Annotated in this window: 11 protein-coding genes; 8 read left to right on the forward strand and 3 right to left on the reverse strand. The window is 66.0% G+C overall.

Going from position 1 to position 15,142, the window contains the following annotated elements; genetic code table 11:
* Window positions 1–123: 123 nt before the first annotated feature.
* On the forward strand, window positions 124–3,603 hold the full coding sequence (gene dnaE, locus NQK81_RS33455) for a DNA polymerase III subunit alpha (RefSeq protein ID WP_371878921.1): 3,480 nt from the start codon (window positions 124–126) through the stop codon (window positions 3,601–3,603).
* On the opposite strand, the gene NQK81_RS33460 is transcribed toward dnaE, so the two are convergent.
* Window positions 3,575–4,084, reverse strand: coding sequence for a DinB family protein (locus tag NQK81_RS33460; RefSeq protein WP_257484641.1), 510 nt, complete (start codon window positions 4,082–4,084; stop codon window positions 3,575–3,577). The two genes, dnaE and NQK81_RS33460, sit on opposite strands and share 29 nt — an antisense overlap.
* A 54-nt stretch (window positions 4,085–4,138) precedes the next feature.
* On the opposite strand from NQK81_RS33460, the gene NQK81_RS33465 reads away from it, so the two are divergent.
* The 5 genes from NQK81_RS33465 to NQK81_RS33485 are packed head-to-tail and all read left to right on the forward strand — an operon-like array spanning window position 4,139 to window position 7,951.
* Complete coding sequence (locus NQK81_RS33465; protein WP_257484642.1) at window positions 4,139–4,912, forward strand: aminotransferase class IV family protein; 774 nt, start codon at window positions 4,139–4,141, stop codon at window positions 4,910–4,912.
* A 14-nt stretch (window positions 4,913–4,926) separates the two neighbouring features.
* Window positions 4,927–5,514, forward strand: coding sequence for a short chain dehydrogenase (locus tag NQK81_RS33470; RefSeq protein WP_257484643.1), 588 nt, complete (start codon window positions 4,927–4,929; stop codon window positions 5,512–5,514).
* Window positions 5,511–6,512 carry a methyltransferase gene (locus NQK81_RS33475; protein WP_257484644.1) on the forward strand — a complete coding sequence of 334 codons (1,002 nt, stop codon included), beginning with the start codon at window positions 5,511–5,513 and terminating at the stop codon, window positions 6,510–6,512. Before NQK81_RS33470 ends, NQK81_RS33475 begins: the two co-directional genes overlap by 4 nt.
* A gap of 33 nt (window positions 6,513–6,545) precedes the next feature.
* Window positions 6,546–7,346, forward strand: coding sequence for a metalloregulator ArsR/SmtB family transcription factor (locus NQK81_RS33480; RefSeq protein WP_257484645.1), 801 nt, complete (start codon window positions 6,546–6,548; stop codon window positions 7,344–7,346).
* Between the two features lie 5 nt (window positions 7,347–7,351).
* Entirely contained in the window at window positions 7,352–7,951 is a 600-nt protein-coding gene (locus NQK81_RS33485; RefSeq protein ID WP_257484646.1) for a dihydrofolate reductase family protein, read from the forward strand.
* 141 nt (window positions 7,952–8,092) lie between these two features.
* Here NQK81_RS33485 and NQK81_RS33490 read toward each other — a convergent pair whose 3' ends face one another.
* Window positions 8,093–10,186, reverse strand: coding sequence for a UvrD-helicase domain-containing protein (locus NQK81_RS33490; RefSeq protein WP_257484647.1), 2,094 nt, complete (start codon window positions 10,184–10,186; stop codon window positions 8,093–8,095).
* Window positions 10,187–10,444: 258 nt separating this feature from the next.
* Here NQK81_RS33490 and NQK81_RS33495 point away from each other — a divergent pair, with 258 nt between their 5' ends.
* Together NQK81_RS33495 and NQK81_RS33500 are read left to right on the forward strand one after the other, a co-directional pair.
* The gene (locus NQK81_RS33495; RefSeq protein WP_257484648.1) at window positions 10,445–12,916 is read left to right on the forward strand and encodes an AAA family ATPase; all 2,472 of its coding nucleotides are present in this window, start codon (window positions 10,445–10,447) and stop codon (window positions 12,914–12,916) included.
* Complete coding sequence (locus tag NQK81_RS33500) at window positions 12,916–13,302, forward strand: hypothetical protein (RefSeq protein ID WP_257484649.1); 387 nt, start codon at window positions 12,916–12,918, stop codon at window positions 13,300–13,302. Before NQK81_RS33495 ends, NQK81_RS33500 begins: the two co-directional genes overlap by 1 nt.
* 9 nt (window positions 13,303–13,311) lie before the next feature.
* Here the strand turns inward: NQK81_RS33500 and drmB are convergent, their stop codons facing one another.
* Window positions 13,312–15,141 (reverse strand): MrfA Zn-binding domain-containing protein, encoded by a 1,830-nt coding sequence (gene drmB / locus NQK81_RS33505; RefSeq protein ID WP_257484650.1) that lies wholly within the window; start codon window positions 15,139–15,141, stop codon window positions 13,312–13,314.
* Window position 15,142 lies beyond the last annotated feature (1 nt).

Genomic DNA, 15,142 nt, shown 5'->3' on the forward strand with positions numbered 1-15,142 from the left:
GTCGCTTGTTGGACAACACTGGCGCGGCAACGGTCCAATCGCCGCGTCGGACCGGAATCGTACAACCGTGGGGAGTTACCGGTGGACTCCTTCGTGCACCTGCACGTTCATACCGAGTACTCGATGCTCGACGGCGCGGCCAAGATCGCGCCCCTGTTCGCGGAGGCCCGGCGGCTCGGCATGCCCGCGGTGGGCATGACCGACCACGGGAACATGTACGGCGCGGACGAGTTCTACCGGCAGTCCGTCCAAGCGGGGCTCAAACCGGTGATCGGCATCGAGGCCTACCTCGCACCGGAGTCCCGTTTCCACAAGAAGCCGGTGACCTGGGGACGGCGCGGTGACGGCGGCGACGTCTCCGGTGGTGGCGCCTACACGCATATGACCATGCTGGCGGAGAACGCCACCGGGTTGCGGAACCTGTTCAAGCTGTCTTCGCTGGCCAGCCTGGAGGGTTACTACCGCAAACCCCGGATGGACCGTGAACTTCTCGCCCGGCACCACGAAGGCGTCATCGCCACCACCGGATGCCCGTCGGGCGAGGTGCAGACCAGGCTCCGGCTCGGGCAGCCCGGCGAGGCGATCCAGGCGGCGTCGGACTACCGCGACATCTTCGGCGCGGACGACTTCTTCCTCGAACTGATGGACCACGGGCTCCCGATCGAACGGTCCGTGCGGGACGGGTTGCTGGACATCGGCCGCAGACTCGGGCTGAAACCCTTGGCCACCAACGATTCGCATTACGTCACGCGGGACAAGGCCGCCGCGCATTCGGCGCTGCTGTGCGTCCAGTCCGGCAAGACCCTCGACGATCCCGGCCGGTTCAAGTTCGACGGCGACGGCTACTACCTCAAGTCCGCGGAGGAGATGCGGGAGTACTGGGACACGGAGGTCCCTGGCGCGGCGGACTCCACGCTGCTCATCGCCGAACGGATCGAGCCGTACGACGACGTCTACCGGCACGTCGATCGCATGCCGGTCTTCGAGGTCCCCGACGGACACGACGAGGAGTCCTGGCTGCGCGAGGAGGTCGCGGCCGGGCTCCGCCGCCGACTGCCGGACGGTGTTCCCGAGGCGTACCTCGCCCGCGCCGACTTCGAGATCGGCGTGATCGCCGAAAAGGGCTTCCCGGCGTACTTCCTGATCACCGCCGACCTGATGAACCACGCCCGCCGCGTCGGCATCCGCGTCGGGCCGGGCCGCGGCTCGGCGGCGGGCTCGCTCGTGGCGTACGCGCTCGGCATCACCAATCTGGACCCGATCGATCTCGGCCTGCTCTTCGAACGGTTCCTCAACCCGGAGCGGGTCTCCATGCCGGACATCGACATGGACTTCGACGACCGGCGCCGCGGCGAGATGATCCGGTACGCCACCGACAAGTACGGCGCCGAGCACGTCGCCCAGGTGATCACGTTCGGCACAATCAAGACGAAGGCGGCCATCAAGGACGCCGCACGCGTCCACTATGGACAGAGCGGGTACGCGATCGCGGACCGGATCTCGAAAGCCCTCCCTCCGCCCGTCGCGGCGAAGGACATCCCGCTCGCCGGGATCGTCGAGCCGGGCCACGAGCGGTACGCCGAAGCGGCGGAAGTCCGCGCGCTGCTGGAAGGCGACGGCGAGGCGGCCAAGATCTTCGAGACCGCGCGCGGACTGGAAGGCCTGATCCGTAACGCGGGGGTGCACGCCTGCGCCGTCATCATGTCGAGTGAACCGCTGCTCGACGCGATCCCGTTGTGGCGCCGGGACGACGGCGCGGTCATCACCGGGTGGGACTACCCGTCGTGTGAGGCCATCGGCCTGCTGAAGATGGACTTCCTAGGCCTGCGAAACCTCACCGTCATCGGCGACGCGCTCGACAACATCAAGGCCAACCGCGGCGAGGAGATCGATCTCGACACCCTCGGCGTCGAGGATCCGGCGACCTACGAACTGCTCGCCCGCGGCGACAGCCTCGGTGTCTTCCAGCTCGACGGCGGCGCGATGCGGGATCTGCTGCGCAGGCTGAGGCCGACCGGATTCGGCGACATCATCGCGGTGAACGCGTTGTACCGGCCGGGTCCGATCGCGATGAACACGCACAACAACTACGCGGACCGCAAGAACGGCAGGCAGCCGATCGAGTCGATCCATCCCGAGCTCGCCGTGCCGCTGCGCGAGATCCTGGCCGAGACGCACGGCCTGATCGTGTACCAGGAACAGATCATGCGGATCGCGCGGGACGTCGCGGGCTACTCCATGGGGCGCGCCGACGTGCTGCGCAAGGCGATGGGCAAGAAGAAGAAAGAGGTACTGGAGAAGGAGTTCGAGGGTTTCCGCGACGGCATGGTCGCCAACGGCTTCTCGCGCGAGGCCGTGCAGGCCCTTTGGGACGCGATCCTGCCGTTCGCCGGCTACGCGTTCAACAAGTCCCACGCCGCCGGCTACGGCCTGGTCGGCTACTGGACCGCGTATCTGAAGGCGAATTACCCGGCCGAGTACATGGCGGGCCTGCTGACTTCGGTGGGGGACAACAAGGACAAGTCGGCGGTCTACCTCTCGGAATGCCGTCGCCTGGGGATCAAGGTGCTGCCGCCGGACGTCAACGAATCCGGGCTCCGGTTCTCCGCGGTGGGGGACGCGATCCGGTTCGGGCTGGGCGCGGTGCGCAACGTCGGCGCGAACGTCGTCGACGCGATCATCAAGACCCGGCAGGAGAAGGGGAAGTACGCGTCGTTCACCGACTTCCTCGGCAAGTCGGAACTGGTGGCCTGCAACAAACGTGTCATCGAATCCCTGGCCAAGGCGGGGGCGTTCGATTCGCTCGGGCATACGCGGCTTTCGATCCAGCGAGTGCACGAGGACGCGGTGGACGCCGTGGTGCCGCTGAAGCGCAAGCAGGCGATGGGCCAGTTCGACCTCTTCGGGCCGGGTGAGGGGAGCGGCGACGGCACCTCGCCGCTCGCGCACCTCAAGCTCGGTGTCGAAGAGTGGCCCCGCAAGGAACTGCTCGCGCACGAACGGGAAATGCTCGGGCTGTACGTGTCCGCGCATCCGCTCGACGGCGCCGAACACGTCCTGCGGGCGCACGCGCCGCGGCCGATCGCGGCGATCCTCGACAACCCGCCGCGCGAGGGTGAACTGGTCATCGCCGGGATCGTCACGTCACTGGAGCGGCGGGTGAACAAGAAGGGCGAGCCGTGGGCGATCTGCACTATCGAGGATCTGGACGCCGCGCTCGAAGTGCTGTTCTTTCCCAAGGCGTACGCGCTGTTCGCGGCGGATCTCGCCGAGGACGGCGCCGTCCGCGTCAGCGGCCGGGTGAACTGGCGGGAGGACAAGATGTCGGTGTTCGGCGGCGGCCTCGTGCCACTCGATCTCTCCGCGGCGGGCGACGGGGAGCCGCCGCTGACGCTGCACGCGACCGCCGAGCGGCTGACCGAGGACGCGGTCCTCGAACTGAAGCGGACTTTGCTGGCGCACAAGGGAAAAACCCCGGTCCGCGTCGAACTCGGCGGGACGTTGTACGCGCTCGACGACTATCCGGTCGCCGTGAGTTCGATGCTTCTCGGCGAGCTGAAGTCCATCCCCGGCGTCACACCGAGCTGCGCCGGAGCAACCTGAGCTGCCCGATCTCGGCCACGTTCTTCATCAGTTCGGAGTTCACCCAGGCGACAGTGTGGGCGAAGGTCAGCCCGGCGTCCTCGCCCCACGGATAGGCGGAAGGCGCGTCCAGGTCGGTGTCGGTCAACCGATCCAGCACCGCAAGCCATTCCTCGCGAAGACCGCGCAGCCATTCGACGGTGGATTCTTCGCCGGGCCAGGTGATTTCCGCGCGCTCGCGCGGCGCCCGTCCGTTCGCGTGATCCAGCGCGACACTCCACCACCAGCCGATATGCCAGGTGAGCCAGGCGATCGTGGGGACCGGGATCGGGTCGGGTTCGGTGTCGGCCCAGTCCGGGGTGCCGTCCGGCCGGATCGTCCAGCACAGGGCCGAGGGCTCCCAGCGAAAGTCCGCCGGTTCGAGATCGGCGAGGTGGTAATCGAACAACGACCAGGTCAGATCGAACTGCCAGCGCGACAGCTCGGTACGCGATGCGGACACCCGCGGGATCCTGCCGCCGGCACACGGCGCCCGCAACCGGATTACGGTGCGGGCATGAGTCCTCATGTCGCGCAGCTGAACGGCCGGACGGCGACCGCCGAAGAACTGGCGCCGCTCGCCTTCGCCGGTTTCGCGCATTTCACGGCCATGCAGGTGCGGGACGGCCAGGTGCGCGGTCTCGACCTGCACCTGGACCGGCTCCGCACCGCCTCGCTGGAGCTGTTCGGCGACGCCCTGCCCGACGACCGGATCCGTTCGTATATGCGCGAGGCACTGAAATCCGGTCCGGCGGACGTCTCCCTGACCGTGACGGTCCACCTGCCGGGTGACCTCGAAGTCCTGGTGCGCACCCGGCCGCCGGCGTCCGGTCCGGCGGGGCCGCTGGCGCTGACGGCCGTGGAACACGAGCGCGCCCTTCCCGCCTTCAAGCACACCGGCGAGATGGCGAAGACGTACTACAGGCGGCGGGCTATCAGTGAAGGTTTCGACGACGCGGCGTTCGTCGACCGCCGGGGCAGGCTGAGCGAGGCGACGATCTGGAACCTCGCCTTCTGGGACGGCGATACGGTGGTGTGGCCGGACGCCGACCTGCTGGCGGGGACCACTATGGGCGTAGTCCAGCGGCGGCTGGAGGCGCTCGGTGTGCCGCAACGGGTCCAGGAGGTCACGCTCGCCGAATCGCCGGGGCTCGCGGGCGCGGTGGTCATGAACTCGTGGACGCCGGGCATCGCGGTCCGCCGGATCGGCGCGACGCGGGTGCCGGAAGCGCCGTCGTTCGTCGCGGCGCTGCACCGGGCTTACGGAACCGAACCACTCACGCGACCTTGAAGGGAAAGACGCCGATGAAGATCCTCGTGATCGGTGCCACCGGGACGATCGGAGCCGCCGTCTCGTCGGCACTCACCGCGCGCGGGCACGCCGTGCTCCCCGCGTCTCGCTCCGGTGAGGTCAAAGTGGACGTCGAGCAGCCAGCCACGTTCGACGCGCTCTTCGCCGCCGAGCCGGGGATCGAGCACGTCGTGTGCTGTGCGGGGAGCGGCTCGCTGGTGCCGGTCGACGGCGGTACCGACGATGAGTTCACCCAAGGGCTGCAAGGGAAGCTGCTCGGTCAGGTGTTCCTGCTGCGGCGCGCGATCCCGCATCTGCCGGACGGCGGCTCGGTCACCTTGACCGCCGGCCGGATCCCGGAGACGTTGCGCGGCAGCGCTTTCGGCGTCCTGACCAATGCCGGTCTCGAAGCGTTCGTCGCCGCGGCCGCGCGCGAACTGCCGCGCGGCATCCGGGTCAACGCCGTCAGCCCCGGCTGGGTGAGCGAAACCCTCGCCGCGCTCGGCGAGCCGGAAGGCGGCACTCCGGCGGCCGACGTCGCGCGGAGCTACGTCGAAGCCGTGGAGAACCCGGGTCTCACCGGGCGGACGCTGACCCCATGAGTGACACTGACAGACAGGAATTCCTCCGGCTGGCCGGGCTCGCGACGCCGATGGCGCTGCGGGTCGCGGTGACCTTGGGGCTGCCGGACAGGTTGTCCGGGCCCGGCTCGGCCGTCGACGATCTGGCGGCGGAGCTGGGCCAATCCCCGCTCGCCCTCGGCTTGTTGCTCGGGCATCTCGCGACCCTCGGCGTCGTCGTGGCGACTCCGGACGGCTACCGCACCACCGAGTACGGGGCGAAACTCCGCGCCGACGCCGGAAACGGGCTCGCCGGGCTCCTGGACATGAACGCCGCCGGCGGGCGGGGCGAACTGGCGTTCATCGAACTCGCGCACAGCATCGCCACCGGCGAGGCGGGCTACATCCGCCGCTACGGCAAGGACTTCTGGACCGATCTCGCCGAGAACCCCCGGCTGCGGGAGACGTTCGACCGCCAGATGACCCAGCGGTTCCTGACGCAGGTGCCGCGATTCGTCGCCGGATTCGGCTGGTCCCGGTTCGGCACGCTCGTCGACGTCGGCGGGGGTCACGGCAGCCTGCTCGCCGCGATCCTGAAGGCCAACCCCTCGATGCGCGGCCATCTCGTCGATCTCGCGCCGACCGCGGCCGCCGCGGAACAGGAACTGCGCGCGCAGGGCCTCGAAGACCGCGTCGAGGTCACCGCGGGCAGCTTCTTCGATCCGCTCCCGGCAGGCGCGGACGCCTATCTGCTCTCCGACATCCTGCACGACTGGGACGACGAGCACGCCCATCGCATCCTGGCGCGCTGCGCCGACGCGGCCGGCCCGGGCGGCCGGATCCTCGTCATCGAGGCGGTCGGCGGGCTCGGGGCGCAGACCGAATGGGACCTGGTCATGCTCGTGCTCTACGGCGGCCGCGAGCGGCGCCTCGACGAACTTCGCGACCTCGCCGCCTCACACGGGCTGGTCCTCGGCTCCGTCACCACGCTTACCGAGGAGCGAAGCCTCCTGGAGTTCCATCCTGAAGATATTCCTTGACAGGAATATTCTGATGAGTGAATACTTCTCGGCATGGAGCAGATCGCAGCGGCACTGGGAGACGGAGCGAGGCGGCGCATCGTCGAGCTTCTCGCCGAGCGGCCGAGATCCGTCGGTGAACTCGCCGAGCTGACCGGCCTGCGGCAGCCGCAGACCACCAAGCACCTGCAGACCCTCGCCCGCGCCGGCCTCGTGACGGTCTTCCCGCTGGGGCAGCGCCGGGTCTACGCCGTCGAAGCGGGCCCGCTGAAGGACTTCGAAGGGCGGCTGCGGGCGCTGATCGCCACCATCGAAGCGAACGAGGGCGAGCGAGACGTCCTCACGCGCTATCAGGCCGCGATCTCCGCGGACACCGCGTCCGCGAACCAGGATCGGTGGGCGGACGGCCGGGCGTTCACGTTCGACCGTCTGCTCACCGCGTCACTGGACGAGGTCTGGCGGCATTGGACCGAGCCCGCGCTGCTCGCGTCCTGGTGGGCGCCGCCTTCGATGACCGTCACCGACTGCGTCATCGAGCCCCGGGCCGGGGGACGAGCCGTGCTCGACTACCGCGACGCGGAGGGGCGGTATCGCTCCGCGGGCGAGGTCCGCGCCGCGACCGAACCCGAGCATCTCGAGTTCGACCTCTCGGTGCTGGACGCCAAGGGGGACACGTTCTTCACCGGGCACTACGACCTGAAGTTCACCGAGGCGCCGGGCGGGACCCGGCTCCGGCTCGACCTGCGCATCACCGAAACGACCGTCGAGGCGGTCCCCTTCATCGCCGGTATCGAAACCGGCTGGGGCCAGGTGCTCGACAACCTCGCAGCTCAGCTCACCCAGGAAAAGGACTGAACGACATGACGAACCCGACCGGCCGCCGCGTCACCGCCAACATCAGCCTCACCCTCGACGGCCACTACAGCGGCCCCGGCGGCCCGGGCGACCTGGGTGCGATCGTCTCGTACGCCACCACCGACGTCGCCCGCGCTCACCTCGCCCGCATCCACGAGACGGCGACCACCGCAGTGCTCGGGAGGCTGAACGCCGAAGGCTTCCTGGGCTTCTGGCCCACCATCGCCGCCGACGAGAACGCCGACCCGCGCGACCGCGCCTACGCGAAGTGGCTGGTGGACGCCGAAAAGGTGGTCTTCTCGAAGACGTTGACCGAAGCGCCCTGGGACCGCGCCCGCGTGGTGAACGCCCCCGTCGCCGACGTCATCACCGACCTGAAGGCGAACGGGGAAGGCGACATCCTGGTCAACAGCAGCGCCAGCGTCATCAAGGCCCTGCTCGCCGACGACCTGCTCGACCGGCTGTACCTGATGATCTGCCCCGAGATCACCGGCGGCGGGCGGCGGCTGTTCGCCGACGGCCTGCCCGCGTCGAAGTGGGCGCTGGCTTATCAGGAGGTCGGACAGCTGGGGGAGATGGCGCTGGTTTACGACCGGGCGCGGTGAGCTGGTGCGATGAGCTTGCCGTTCCGCAACAGGGCAAGCTCATCGCGAAGACTGCAGCGATACGGCAACCGGGGTCATCTGGGCGGCGTGGACGAATCCGCGTTCGTGGGCTGGATACGCGACTCGCCTGCCTTACGGGCGTCAGCTCGTCGATTCGTCGCCTTGTGCAGCTGTGGCAACGTCGGTCGGTAGAAACTTGGATGGTTCTCCATGCCAGACGACCACGAGCTGACGCCGCGGTCGCGTACAGGCCACGTACAAGAGGCAGCGACTTTCCAGCTCGATGGCCGGATGCTCCGACGGGGCACTTTTCGCCAGGACTTTCCGGGGCGGGTACTTATCGGCATTCGCCGAGATGACCAGGCACCTGTCGAATTCGATGCCCTTGGCGCGGTGGACCGTCGCGACCTGAACTCGACGTGGATCCATCGGGCTATCGTTTCTCGTGACCATGGCGGGTATTCCGGCCTTCTTCATGGCTCGCACCATCGTGTCGGACACATACCAGTCCGGCGTGAGCACCGCAAGTGAGCTCAGCGAGTTCTCCGAAGTCTCTGCTACCCATTTTTCGACAACACGGACGGCATGGTCTCGCGCCGCTTCCCAGCTGTTCGCAGGCAGCGGTTCCGGACGCGGTCCGGTGAGGAGAGACCTGTACATACGAGTCGACTCGTCGTCTTCGTCGAGGTCCATGAACGCTTCACCCTCGAGAATCCTGGTCGCGAAGCCGACGACTTCACGCGTCGTCCTGTAGTTCAAAGTCAAGCGTTGTGAACGACCGCGGGTCTCGATCCCGAGTCTGCTCAGGACCACCTGCGCACCGTAGATTCGCTGGTGTGCGTCTTCGGAGATGAACATGTCGTCGGGACCGACTGGGACCACCGCACGAAGAAGACGCCAATGAGCAGGCGAAAGATCCTGCCCCTCGTCCACCACGACGTGGTCGTAGCGGTTTGCTTGAGGGAGTCGGTCGGATTTGGCGATCGCTGCCGCCTCGGCGACGATCAGAGAGAACGTCGTCTTCTTGTCGACCGAAAGACGGTGGACGAATTCCTCCACGATCCGCCACAGTCGGATTTTCTGGATCCGGTCGATCTTCACCTTGCGTCCTCTGCGGATGGCGTTGAGGTAGGTCTGTTGGGTCGCATCCTCCTCGCCCAGGATCACCTGTTTGTGTTCGGCAGCGAGGAAGCGCGGGGTGAAGATCGCCCGGTCGGAAGGTGAAAGGTCTTGGACTGCCGCGGTGGCTTCCTCCCACAGACGTTCTTCGTCCTCGCCGAGCACCACAGTGATGTCACGACCTGTCGTCCGCGCGACGATCTGGCGAGCCAGTCGGTCGATCCCTACCACGTCGATGCGCTTCAGGACGTCTTCATCTGCAAGTGCTCGCAAGTTGTCTTCGAGCTGCGCCGCCAATGTCACCGTGAACGTAGTGAGCAATACCCTGGACTTCGGATTACACCTTGCGAGGTGTACCGCTCGGTGCATGGCGACGACCGTTTTGCCTGTGCCTGCACCACCCGCGATCCGGAAGCTGCCCTTTCGGTGCCGTTCGGCCAGATCGCGCTGGGTCGGATGAAGGAAGGTGCGCCAAGTCGCGAAATCACCCGCGACCATCCGGGATAGGTGGTCGTCGTCCTCGACGACCACGAATTCCATCTTCGAGGCTGAACGGTTCAGTGAATCGCGAAGCTGCTCCGGGTCGTTCGAATCGAACGGCAGGCGCTCGGCGACGCCGCCCTCGTGTGTGTACGAGCGGCGTACGGCGTCCAAGGATTCGCCGTAGGCCAGGTCGAGCAGGGCGCAGGCCTGCCATTCCGGCGCCTCCAGGCACAGCGCCTGCAGGGCGTCCTCGTCCCTGACGACTGTTGCCTGCTCCGCCAATGACGGCAGAATTCCCAAGTCTTCGAGCTCTGAAGTGCTATACGGCAACAGGAACGGACGGTCGTCGTGCGAAGCAGCCGGCTTGGACCACGGCTGTTCCGGCAGAGCTGTGGTCTCGCGTAGGACTTCCGCGACACCGTTCGCCGGGTTGAGGCGCAACGTCACCTTGCCTGCGTACTCGTAGGCTTCGTCGTGCGGCCGAATCGCGACCAAGAGGTAGTAGGCATCCTCTTTCGAACCCGCGGCGAACAGGACTGCGCGATGGTTGTCGGTGACGCGTGCGGTGCGGACCCGTGGATCGCGGGCACCTTGTGGGATCTTGAGGTCGAGCCCCGTCAGATCCTCGTCCATCTGCAGTTTCCGGAGAACATCCCAAGCCCGCGGTTTGAGTGAACCATCGAGCTCCAGATTTCGGTGGAACTCCTTTGCGAGAACCACTGTCGCCATGCCATCTTCCCCTCTGCCGTTTGTGGCCAACCCTGTAGCCTATCGCTGAACCGTCGACCTGGCCAAGGTCGAAGGGTCGAGAGCCGCGATATGATCGTCATCAGGCGGGAGGGTCTGTTGTCCGAATCGGGTACCGGTCCGCGAGGTCGAGAACGCCGGGCCATGACTGTGGCGCAGGTCGAGCAGATACTGCTTCCGTCGGACGGTACCGGGTCGGTCGACGTCATCGTCCGCGGTGCTCTCGATCGATGCCGTGACATTGTCGACACGACTGAGGACTCCCTCAACGATGCCATGGCGGCCGGGCCGTGGTTCCTGCGTTCTGTCGAACTGGCAGGGTTCCGAGGTGCGGCGAACGGCTCCGGCGCTCCCGGAGCGACTGCGGAACCGTTCAGGCTGACCTTCCCGGCTTCCGCCGGGCTCGTGGTGGTGCACGCGCCCAACGGTACCGGTAAGTCGACCGTCACCGACGCACTCGAAGTGGCACTCTTCGGTGGCACCGGCGAAGCCTCCGGCTTCAATCCCGCCGATGCGCGAGGCGTGGTGGCCGTCCATTCGGGGCTCGTCGACTCGGAAGCAGTGGTCGTCCTGGAGAACAACCGTGGTGACACGCTGCATTTCGAGTGGAACGCCGAAGCAGGAATCGAGAGCGCTGTAGCGACATGGAGGTCCGGTACTCGGCACGAGGTGGAGACGACTCCTGGCGGCAAGTGGGCAAGCTCTGTGGCATCGCGTCGTCCTGTTGTCGGATACGACCATCTCACCCACCGGCTCAGGGCGGACAACGCCGCCGACATCGTCGAGGCGACCTTGGCATTGGGGGAAGTTTGGCCGCAGTTGCGACGCTTCCTGGACCAGGACCTTGCGCGCGCCCGAGCCGCGTATGCCGCCTGGTGGCGCGCCCGGGACGAGGCGGTAACAGCACTGACAGAAGTGGACGAGGCGCTCGCCCTGCGGTTTCCCGAATTTGAGGTACCTCAGCCGGTCCGAATTCCGGAAAGTCCGGCTGAGGATGTCGAGGAATGGTTCCGAGCGGAATTCGGTGATCGAGGAGAACTCGACGTCTACCTCACTATCGACCCTCGGCTGTCGGCGGACGTCGCGACGTCCTTGGAGGCCACCCGCGCAGCGGTGGAGAAATACATCCGCGTCAAGCAGGACAGCGGACAGGAACTCTGGTCGGGAGGTGGTGTCGAGGCCTTGGAGATGTTGATCTCGCAGATCGACGGTACCTCGACTCCCGATTGTCCGATGTGCGGATCCGATGGGGTGCACTGGTCTGTTCGGGCCCACTCTGTGATCACGGAGCTGAGGTCGGTACGCGAGGAGTTCAACCTGACCCGCACCGAGCTCAGGCACCTGGGACGGCTGTTGGTCGAGCGAGTCCTACCGGTGCTGCGACGAGCGAAGAGAATCACCGCGATCGAGTCGAGCGCTGTCCGGCTCACGGAGCGTATCGAATCGCTGGTCGGACACGAACCCACCGCGGAGGGCGACTTCGCGTGGACCATTCTCACGGGACTGACTACGGACGTCGAGTTCGCCGAGAGCATCGAGGACCTGCTGCGAGAAGTGACGATCCCGGGATGGGAATCGCTGTGGAGCTCGGAGCGGCGACGCGGCTGTCGGGTGCTCGTCGATGCACACCGTGAGTACGGTTCGGCTGCGGCTTCGGTCGACGCATGCGAATCTGCGCTTCAGCGGCTGGCGAAGGAATTCGACGCCGTTCACGCAGACAGGCGCGAGGTGCTGGAACGTGACGTGCAAAGATTGCTGCAGGTGTTGCTCCCCGATGTCGAATTGAAAGGACTCGCGCTTGCCACCGTTCCGGACCCGACGCCTGATCGTGCAAGCCCAGTCGGTCCGCGACTGCTTCTGAACGGGTATGAGGTCGGGCTCGGCGTGCTTTCGGCGGGGCAGTACAACGCATTCGTTCTGGCCCTCTTGCTTGCTGCAGGAAAGACCGATCCCTTCAGGTTCCTCGTCGTCGACGACCCGGTTCATGCACTCGACGACCTCCGAATCGACGCCTTCGCCACCTTGGTGGAAAGCTACGTCACCGAGGGGCGTCAGATGGTGCTGTTGACGCACGACGACCGACTCGTCGATGTGCTCCGGCTCAAGGTTGGCCAAGTCACTCTCGTCAAGCTGGGGCGGGATCGATACGGCAACCTTCAGTGTGTCGACTCCACGCACCCTTGGCAGGCACTTGTCGAGGATGCGCGGAGTGTCCTCCGTCAGGGTACGAGGAGCGGCTCGAATCAGGTCTTGTCGGACGCCACACTGGCCGTCCTGACGCTTTCGTTGTGTCGACAAGCCATCGACGCCGCGCTGCGCGAATTCGTCCAGGAAGAAAAGCGTCCTTCTGGCCGGGCGCAGTCGGTGTTGACGAAGATGGATCAGGTGTTCACGACCCGAGCTACGTTGAAAGTCGTGCGCCGCATCGTGGGTACCGGGCACCCGGCCGCAGGCGTGATCGATGCGCTGCTGGCCGATGCCGATTTCCTCCGCGATCTGAACGCCGGCGCACATGGCGACCCCCACGGTCTGGACGTTTCCGTGTCGAATCTGGAGACCAGGTCGGCTACCGCCGAGAAGTTCTGTCGTGACCTTCTGGCATCGGTCGTTCCCTGATGTGGACGCCGCAGCAAGGGCGAGACGAGTTCTCCGAGACCCAAGGCTTCGAGCGCATCTTGTCGATGAAATGCGAACTGGTTCTGCTGAGGATGAGACTCGAAGCCCTGGCCAAGACCGCCGACAGCGCATACTTCGCCGATCGTTCCTCTCGAGGCTCCATCTTGTTGAGATTGTGGGTCTTGATGCTGACGGTACCGGAGCGGCGACGTCCCGAGGCGAGACGACTGGTTCGATACGTCCAGGAGATCTACCACCTCACGAGTGAGTACCTGCATGGGCGGCGGGCGGCGGTGGTTCCGCCGCCCGCCGAGCTGGCCGCATGGACTGCAGGCGTGGACGCGTTGGAGCGTTTGGTGCGATCCGAGAGGCCGGACGAGCGATGAGTCGGAGCTTCACTGCCCTTCGAAGAAGCCGGTGCCGGTGTATCCCGGCTCACCGATGAGCAGCGCACGATCGAGGAAGGTGTTGTTCGTTTCGCAACTGCTCTCGGGAAGCATCACGCAGGCGTAGCACGCGGCGAGATTCAGACTGTCCGTTCCGGCGGCTTCCGCTTCCATACAGGGTGGGTCCTGCGAGCACCAGGAGATACGTTCCAGTGCGGCAGACAGGCTTTCGGCAAGCCCGGCGTGCGTCCCCTGGGCCACCAGGCCGCCGAGGCTGCCTGCAGAATCGCTTGTGGCCGTGTACACGAGCAGACCAAGGCGGGAATCCGAGACGTAGAGACGTTCGCGCAGGGAGGCAGCCGGGTACCCGGCCTCGAGGCTCCACTCGTTGATCAGCGTGTGTGCCAGCGTGTGTGCGAGTACGAATCGTGCATCGATCGGGGACCGGGCGTCCGCGGCGCCGATCTCGCCTCGGCGCATCGCAGAGCTGCGCAGGGCCGTCTCGTGACGTTCGCGGATCTTGCCGGCGCGGTACTGCACTCGGCTGCGTCCTTCCCAATCGGCGATCAGTCCTTCGTCCAGGGAAAGGAAGACGCCTTCGCCGAGTACTTCGATCGCGGGAAGCCAGTTCTTTTCCTCTCGTGCCAGTGAGGCCAACCGCTTCTTTCCCGCGACTGCGTCGGGCGGTTCGATTCGAGTGAAGGCCTGCAAGGCCCTCACTTCCCTGAGCCGCTTCACCTGCATGCTGCGTGCTATACCGTTGGGCAAGTCCACGGATCCTGCGTCCGGTGAGCTTGTGCTCTCGAAGTCGTCGCCTCCGTCGGACTTCGTCGTCCCGAAGTGCAAAGGGTCGTACTCCGCCATGCGGAAGGCGGCGAAGGCTTCGAGGGGAATGACGTCATCGTCCTCCGCCGTTTCGCCGTCGGTCAAGACTTTGCGCTGCAGCACTGCCGCGACGATGTCTTTCGGGGTGAACGGAGACTCCTTGACCGGGGGCAGAGTGCCGATCGCCTCCTCGGCGTTCGAGAGCGAGGCAAGTCCTTCGAACCACGAAAGGTGCCGCTCGACGAACTTGTTGAGAGAGTTGGACCAGGGTGGAATCGACAAGGAAGTCATGTTGACTGCGAACCATGCCGCGGATGAACCACGCTGCAGTGTTCGCACGACCTGATCGCAGCCCTCTTCCGCCGCTTGCCTGCCGAGCCATGGTCGTTTCCCTTGGCACGAGATGCCGAGTGACTGGAGCGCCGTCTTGGCAAAGGCGCCCTCCAGAGACCTGGTATGGCCGCACGAACAGGAGACGACTATGGAGCGCAGCGAGGCGGAGCTGCCGTCGTTGCGCATTGTGAGGTTGTGAGGTCCGGTTCGAAACTCGTTCTTCTTGTGCAGCCAGTCCCAATACGGAAAGTCGTCCAGGTGCCCGTTCGGGCACGCGATGACAAAACGCGACGGAATCAGCGGGCTTCCGCAAGCGCATTCGTTTTTGCTCGGCGTCGCCCCGAATTCCTTGTATGGCTTCAAGTCTTTACAGTCAGGGCAGGAGTGCATGAGCGGGAAGCGTCGTACCCCGATCCTCTTGTCCTGCCTGTCCTCTTCTGCTGGCGGTGGCCTGAACTCCTTGACGCCAAGACGGTTCTGCAGTCGAGGTTCGTGGATCGGCTGTGTGTCACCGAATCGCCATTCGTCGAGACCGCCCACGACGAACGACTGGTCCTCGATTGCGACCATCGCGCCTACGCCGTAGGTGTTGACTGCCTGGCCGCGCCGAATGGAACCGAGGCGGGGTCCGGAAACTCTTTTTTGCGAGGTCGACTTCGAGTCGGGATTGCGTAGGCCCATT

Source organism: Amycolatopsis roodepoortensis (assembly GCF_024628825.1).
In the GTDB taxonomy this organism is placed as follows: Bacteria; Actinomycetota; Actinomycetes; order Mycobacteriales; family Pseudonocardiaceae; genus Amycolatopsis; species Amycolatopsis roodepoortensis.

Bases quoted from the DNA above. Each gene is read 5' to 3' on its own strand.
- NQK81_RS33470 (WP_257484643.1), top strand. From the start codon at position 4,927: ATGAAGATCCTCGTGATCGGTGCCACCGGGACGATCGGAGCCGCCGTC.
- drmB (WP_257484650.1), bottom strand. From the start codon at position 15,141: ATGGGCCTACGCAATCCCGACTCGAAGTCGACCTCGCAAAAAAGAGTT.
- NQK81_RS33475 (WP_257484644.1), top strand. From the start codon at position 5,511: ATGAGTGACACTGACAGACAGGAATTCCTCCGGCTGGCCGGGCTCGCG.
- NQK81_RS33495 (WP_257484648.1), top strand. From the start codon at position 10,445: ATGACTGTGGCGCAGGTCGAGCAGATACTGCTTCCGTCGGACGGTACC.
- NQK81_RS33465 (WP_257484642.1), top strand. From the start codon at position 4,139: ATGAGTCCTCATGTCGCGCAGCTGAACGGCCGGACGGCGACCGCCGAA.
- NQK81_RS33490 (WP_257484647.1), bottom strand. From the start codon at position 10,186: ATGGACGAGGATCTGACGGGGCTCGACCTCAAGATCCCACAAGGTGCC.
- NQK81_RS33480 (WP_257484645.1), top strand. From the start codon at position 6,546: ATGGAGCAGATCGCAGCGGCACTGGGAGACGGAGCGAGGCGGCGCATC.
- dnaE (WP_371878921.1), top strand. From the start codon at position 124: ATGCTCGACGGCGCGGCCAAGATCGCGCCCCTGTTCGCGGAGGCCCGG.
- NQK81_RS33485 (WP_257484646.1), top strand. From the start codon at position 7,352: ATGACGAACCCGACCGGCCGCCGCGTCACCGCCAACATCAGCCTCACC.
- NQK81_RS33500 (WP_257484649.1), top strand. From the start codon at position 12,916: ATGTGGACGCCGCAGCAAGGGCGAGACGAGTTCTCCGAGACCCAAGGC.